Origin of the sequence: Streptomyces sp. NPDC057654 (assembly GCF_042800135.1) — a bacterium.
Classification (GTDB): Bacteria; Actinomycetota; Actinomycetes; order Streptomycetales; family Streptomycetaceae; genus Streptomyces.
Genome location: NZ_JBHVHQ010000534.1, coordinates 1 through 5,939, shown reverse-complemented (window position 1 = coordinate 5,939; position 5,939 = coordinate 1). Strand labels below are relative to the sequence as shown.

The following is a 5,939-nucleotide window of genomic DNA, read 5'->3' as shown; positions in this document are numbered from 1 at the left end:
CGGTCGACCCCGTTCCGCCTCGCCCGCCCGCCCCGGCGCGCCGCAGCAGCGGGACACCCGCTCCTGCGCCCGGCGACACGGCCCCCTCGCGTCACGTCTTCCGCAGCACCGCACAGCACAGCACGGTCCACCGCTCATCAAGGAGACAGGTCCCGATGACCGCAGCCCATCACCGTCATCCCGGCGCAGGCCATGCCTCGGAGCCGGATGTGACCCCAAAGCAACGGGCCACACCCACACCGCCCATCGACGTACCCCCCTACTACTGGCCGCACCCGGCCGCCAAACACCCGGACACGGAGGAGGCCAGGCTCGTCGCCAACGACTTCCTGGACCGTCATCGGCTGTACGCGGACGACAGCATGCGGCACAAGCAACTGCGCACCGAGAACGGGCGCTTCGCCGGATACGCCATGCCCGCCGCGGTCAAGGAAGCGGTCTTCATCTACGCGAAGTTCACCGTATGGGGGTTCGCCTACGACGATGAGGTCCTGGACGAGCGGCCCACGGGCATCGACACCACCGCCACGGCGATCGACAACCTGCGCATCATGCGCACGGCCGAGATCACCGAATACCCACCCGCGTTGACCCACAAGTACGGCCTCGCCTTGCGCGAGATCCGCATGGACATCGACAGTCTCTACGGCCCCGAGGCCGGCCAGCAGTTCATCGACCTGATGTACACGTACACCGCGATGGAACTGAACATCATGGCCATGCGGCAAGCGCGGCACCGTCCCACCATCGACGAATACCTGACCTGCCGCATGTACCAGGGCGGAGCGCACACGTACCCCAGCCTCGCCATCATCCTCAACGGCCACGGACTGCGCCCCGAACACATCGCGGACCGCCGGGTACGGGCCCTGCGGGAGATCGTGGCACTGCTGGGCGGATGGACCAACGACATCTACGCGTACTCCTACGAGCGCGACAACGTACCCGCCTGGGCCACCGCCATCGACATCCTCCGTGACACCCACGGATACACCTACCCGCAGGGCGTCCGCGCCGCCATGGACGTCCACGACCGCTGCATCCTGCTCTTCGACCGGATCAGCGACCAACTGCTCGACGACGACCACGACCTGTACGCCCCCGTGGTGCACACCCTGCGCGACTTCCACGGCGGCCATCTCGCCTGGGTCACCGACAACACCCGCTACGTCAACAAGCAGGACCTGTCGGACACTTACCACTTCGGCGGATACGGCCCCACCACACGTCCGGCAGATCCGGCACCGTTGCCCTACCCGTACATCTCCTGGTGGTGGGAGCGCAACGGCACGACCACTTCAGGCTGACCCGGATCAAGCACCCTCTGCGGGGCCCGTTCCCGAGCCGGTCCGGGCCCGGCCGCGGGCCTGGTCGGCCCGTTCGGGGATCGTGTGCGGGATCCCGTGACGACGAAGGCGAACGGACGGCCCCGGCCGCCGCAAGCCAGGTGGGTCTGGCTGGTCAGGTTGCCTCCGGACCGGCCCGGGGCCGGGTCGCGGACCCCCTCTTCGGGCCCCGGCCGCATGCTGATGAGCACGGACGACCGTGGAGTCGACCGACACCAGCCACTCGACGTCTCCCGCCGCGCCCGCCTCCGCCAGCACGGCCTTCGCCAGCGCGGCCTTCAGCATCCGGCCGAACGTCCCGTCCGCCGCCCACCTGCGAAATCGCGGATGCGGCATGACCCACGGATGAAGACACCGCCTAATACGCCCCGCCGTCAAGATCAAGCCAACCTGATGGAGTGCAAGGTCACAGCCGTGCCCCCTCCAGCTCAGGTGTGGTTGCGGCCTAGCATCCGAGCATGACTGTCCTGCCTGACGACGGGCTCTCGTTGGCCTCCGAGTTCCCTGACGCAACCCATGAGCAGTGGCAACACCTGGTCGAGGGCGTGCTGCGCAAGTCGGGCCGGGAGTTCTCGGGGGCGGCGGCGGTGGACGCGCTGTCCGTGGAGATCGAGGAGGGGCTGCGGAGCCGGCCGCTGTACACGGCTGACGACGCGTCGCCCGACCCCGGGCTTCCCGGTTTCGCCCCGTTCGTCCGGGGCGGTCGCCCGGAGGGCAACGCGCTCGGCGGCTGGGACGTACGGCAGCGGCACGCGGCGGCCGACGGCGCGGCGGTGCTGGCGGACCTGGAGAACGGGGTCGCGTCGCTGTGGCTGGTCGTGGGCGAGCACGGGATTCCCGTGGCGTCGCTCGGCCGGGTGCTCGACGGGGTCTATCTGGATCTGGCGCCGGTCGCCCTCGACGCGGGGGACGGCGTCGAGGCCGCCGCCGGTGAGCTGCTGCGGCTGTACGGGGAGCGCGGCGTCGCCAAGGAGGCGGCGCGCGGCAATCTGGGAGCCGATCCGCTCGGGTTCGAGGCTCGTACGGGTGAAGGATTCGACTTCGCCGCCGTCGCCCGGCTCGCGCGGCTGTGCGCCGCGGAGTATCCGGGGCTGCGGGCGGTGACCGTGGACGCGCTGCCGTACCACGAGGCCGGCGGGTCGGCAGCGCAGGAGCTCGGGAGTTCGCTGGCGACCGGCGTCGCCTATCTGCGGGAGCTGACCGCGGCGGGGCTGACCGTCGAGCAGGCCGTCGGGCAGCTGGAGTTCCGGTACGCGGCCACCGCCGACCAGTTCCTGACGATCGCCAAGCTGCGGGCGGCGCGCCGGCTGTGGGCGCGGGTCGCGGAGGTGTGCGGCGCCGAGGGCCGCCAGGTCCAGCACGCGGTCACGTCGCCGGTCATGATGGTGCGCCGCGACCCGTGGGTGAACATGCTGCGTACGACGGTCGCGACGCTGGCCGCCGGGGTCGGCGGCGCGGACGCCGTCACCGTGCTGCCCTTCGACCACGCGCTCGGGCTGCCGGACGCGTTCGCCCGCCGTATCGCCCGTAACACCTCGACGATCCTGGTCGAGGAGTCGCACCTGGCGCGGGTGATCGACCCGGCGGGCGGCTCCTGGTACGTGGAGCGGCTCACCGACGAACTCGCCGCCGCGGCATGGGCGTTCTTCCAGCGCGTCGAGGGAGCGGGCGGGCAGGCCGCCGCCCTGCGCTCCGGGCAGCTCGGCCGGGATCTCGCCGAGACATGGCGGGCGCGCGGCGCGAAGCTCGCGAAGCGGCGCGAGCCGATCACCGGGGTCAGCGAGTTCCCGAACCTCGCCGAGCGGCCCGTGGAGCGCGAGCCCGCCCCCGCGCCGCCGTCCGGCGGGCTGCCGCGCGTACGGCGCGACGAAGCGTTCGAGGACCTGCGCGCACGCTCCGACCGGCACCTCGCGGCGACCGGAGCCCGGCCGCGGATCTATCTGGCCGCCCTCGGGCCCGCCGCGGCCCACACCGCCCGCCTCACCTTCGCCTCCAACCTGTTCCAGGCGGGCGGCATCGAGCCCGTCGACCAAGGGGCGTTCGAGGACAGCGGGGCCGCCGAGGTCTGTCTGTGCTCCAGCGACGCGCTGTACGAGGAGCAGGCCGCCGAGGCCGCCGGGGCGCTCAGGGAGGCGGGCGCCCGGCATGTGTTCCTCGCGGGCAAGGCCGGGCAGTACCCAGGCGTCGACGCCTGTGTCTTCGCCGGCTGCGACGCCGTCGCCGTGCTCTCCGCCACCCTCGACCGCATGGGAGTGTCCTGATGGCAACGATGGGAATCCCGGACTTCTCCGGGATCGGCCTCGGGACGCCGAAGCCCGGCGGCAGCGGGGCCGGCGGCAGCGCCGAGGAGTGGCACGACGCCGTCAAGAAGGCCGCCGCCAGTGACGATCTCCGCTGGGAGACCCCGGAGGGCATCTCGGTCAAACCGCTCTACACCGGGCAGGACGTGGAGGGCCTGGACTTCCTCGGCACCTACCCGGGCGTCGCGCCGTATCTGCGCGGCCCGTACCCGACGATGTACGTCAACCAGCCCTGGACCATCCGCCAGTACGCGGGCTTCTCCACCGCCGAGGAGTCCAACGCCTTCTACCGGCGCAACCTGGCGGCGGGCCAGAAGGGGCTGTCGGTCGCCTTCGACCTGCCCACCCACCGCGGCTACGACAGCGACCACCCGCGGGTGACCGGTGACGTCGGCATGGCGGGCGTGGCGATCGACTCGATCTACGACATGCGGCAGCTCTTCGACGGGATTCCGCTCGACCGGATGACCGTGTCGATGACGATGAACGGCGCCGTGCTGCCCGTACTCGCGCTGTACGTCGTGGCGGCGGAGGAGCAGGGCGTGCCGCCGGAGAAGCTGGCGGGGACCATCCAGAACGACATCCTCAAGGAGTTCATGGTCCGCAACACCTATATCTATCCGCCGAAGCCCTCGATGCGGATCATCTCCGACATCTTCGCGTACACCTCGCAGCGCATGCCGCGCTACAACTCCATCTCCATCTCCGGCTACCACATCCAGGAGGCCGGGGCCACGGCCGATCTGGAGCTGGCGTACACCCTGGCCGACGGCGTGGAATACATCCGGGCCGGGCGGGCCGCGGGGATGGACGTGGACGCGTTCGCGCCCCGGCTCTCCTTCTTCTGGGCGATCGGCATGAACTTCTTCATGGAGATCGCCAAGATGCGCGCCGCGCGTCTGCTGTGGGCGAAGCTGGTCCGGCAGTTCCACCCGGAGAACGCCAAGTCCCTTTCGCTGCGCACCCATTCGCAGACCTCGGGCTGGTCGCTGACGGCGCAGGACGTCTTCAACAACGTGACGCGTACGTGCGTGGAGGCGATGGCGGCGACGCAGGGCCACACGCAGTCCCTGCACACCAACGCCCTCGACGAGGCGCTGGCCCTGCCCACCGACTTCTCGGCGCGCATCGCCCGCAACACCCAGCTGCTGATCCAGCAGGAGTCGGGCACGACGCGGACCATCGACCCGTGGGGCGGCAGCGCCTACGTGGAGCGGCTCACCTACGACCTGGCGCGCCGGGCGTGGCAGCACATCCAGGAGGTGGAGGCGGCGGGCGGCATGGCGCAGGCCATCGACGCCGGCATTCCGAAGCTGCGGGTGGAGGAGGCCGCGGCCCGCACCCAGGCCCGCATCGACTCGGGGCGGCAGCCGGTCATCGGCGTGAACAAGTACCGCGTGGAGACGGACGAGCAGATCGACGTCCTGAAGGTCGACAACTCCTCCGTGCGCGCCCAGCAGATCGACAAACTCCGCAGGCTGCGCGCCGAGCGCGACGAGAGCGCCTGCCAGGACGCGCTGCACGCGCTGACCCGCGCCGCCGAGTCCACCGGCAACCTGCTGGAGCTGGCCATCGACGCGGCCCGCGCGAAGGCGACCGTCGGGGAGATCTCCGACGCCCTGGAGAAGGTGTACGGGCGGCACGCGAGCCAGATCCGTACGATCTCCGGTGTGTACCGCAACGAAGCCGGCGAGTCCCCGTCCATCGAGCGCACCCGAGCGCTGGTGGCCTCCTTCGAGGAGGCCGAGGGCCGCCGCCCCCGCATGCTGGTCGCCAAGATGGGCCAGGACGGCCACGACCGCGGCCAGAAGGTGATCGCCACCGCCTTCGCCGACCTCGGCTTCGACGTGGACGTCGGCCCGCTGTTCCAGACGCCGGGCGAGGTGGCCCGGCAGGCCGTCGAGGCGGACGTGCACATCGTCGGGGTGTCGTCGCTGGCCGCCGGCCATCTCACGCTCGTACCGGCGCTGCGCGAGCAGCTCGCCGAGGAGGGGCGCGAGGACATCATGGTCGTGGTCGGCGGGGTGATTCCGCCGCAGGACGTCGCCACGCTCCTGGAGATGGGCGCGGCGGCCGTCTTCCCGCCCGGCACGGTCATCCCGGACGCCGCGTACGACCTGGTGCGGCGGCTCGCCGCCGGTCTCGGCCACGCCGGGCCGGCCGCCGCCGACTCGGGTGGCGCCGAGCCCGGCCCGGGCCGCTGAATCCGATGGCGATCGACCTCGACGCCTATGTGAAGGGCGTGCTCGACGGGAAGCGGGCGATGGTGGCGCGGGCCATCACGCTCGTCGAG

3 protein-coding genes and 1 pseudogene are annotated in these 5,939 nt (G+C 71.3%); 3 read left to right on the top strand and 1 reads right to left on the bottom strand.

Features of this window, described 5'->3' with window-relative positions:
* Nucleotides 1–209 precede the first annotated feature (209 nt).
* Nucleotides 210–1,307 (top strand): terpene synthase family protein, encoded by a 1,098-nt coding sequence (locus ACFU99_RS29940; protein ID WP_384397948.1) that lies wholly within the window; start codon nucleotides 210–212, stop codon nucleotides 1,305–1,307.
* A gap of 157 nt (nucleotides 1,308–1,464) precedes the next feature.
* Here the strand turns inward: ACFU99_RS29940 and ACFU99_RS29935 are convergent.
* Nucleotides 1,465–1,559: pseudogene (locus tag ACFU99_RS29935) on the bottom strand (IS5/IS1182 family transposase); the annotation flags it as partial.
* A gap of 245 nt (nucleotides 1,560–1,804) precedes the next feature.
* Between ACFU99_RS29935 and ACFU99_RS29930 the strand changes: the two are divergent.
* Together ACFU99_RS29930 and scpA are read left to right on the top strand one after the other, a co-directional pair.
* Nucleotides 1,805–3,607 (top strand): methylmalonyl-CoA mutase family protein, encoded by a 1,803-nt coding sequence (locus ACFU99_RS29930; RefSeq protein ID WP_384397946.1) that lies wholly within the window; start codon nucleotides 1,805–1,807, stop codon nucleotides 3,605–3,607.
* Between the two features lie 8 nt (nucleotides 3,608–3,615).
* The gene (gene scpA, locus ACFU99_RS29925) at nucleotides 3,616–5,850 is read left to right on the top strand and encodes a methylmalonyl-CoA mutase (RefSeq protein ID WP_384397950.1); all 2,235 of its coding nucleotides are present in this window, start codon (nucleotides 3,616–3,618) and stop codon (nucleotides 5,848–5,850) included.
* Nucleotides 5,851–5,939: the final 89 nt, after the last annotated feature.

Excerpts from the sequence above, each read along its gene's own strand:
- ACFU99_RS29930 (WP_384397946.1), top strand. The coding sequence starts at position 1,805 with ATGACTGTCCTGCCTGACGACGGGCTCTCGTTGGCCTCCGAGTTCCCT.
- scpA (WP_384397950.1), top strand. The coding sequence starts at position 3,616 with ATGGGAATCCCGGACTTCTCCGGGATCGGCCTCGGGACGCCGAAGCCC.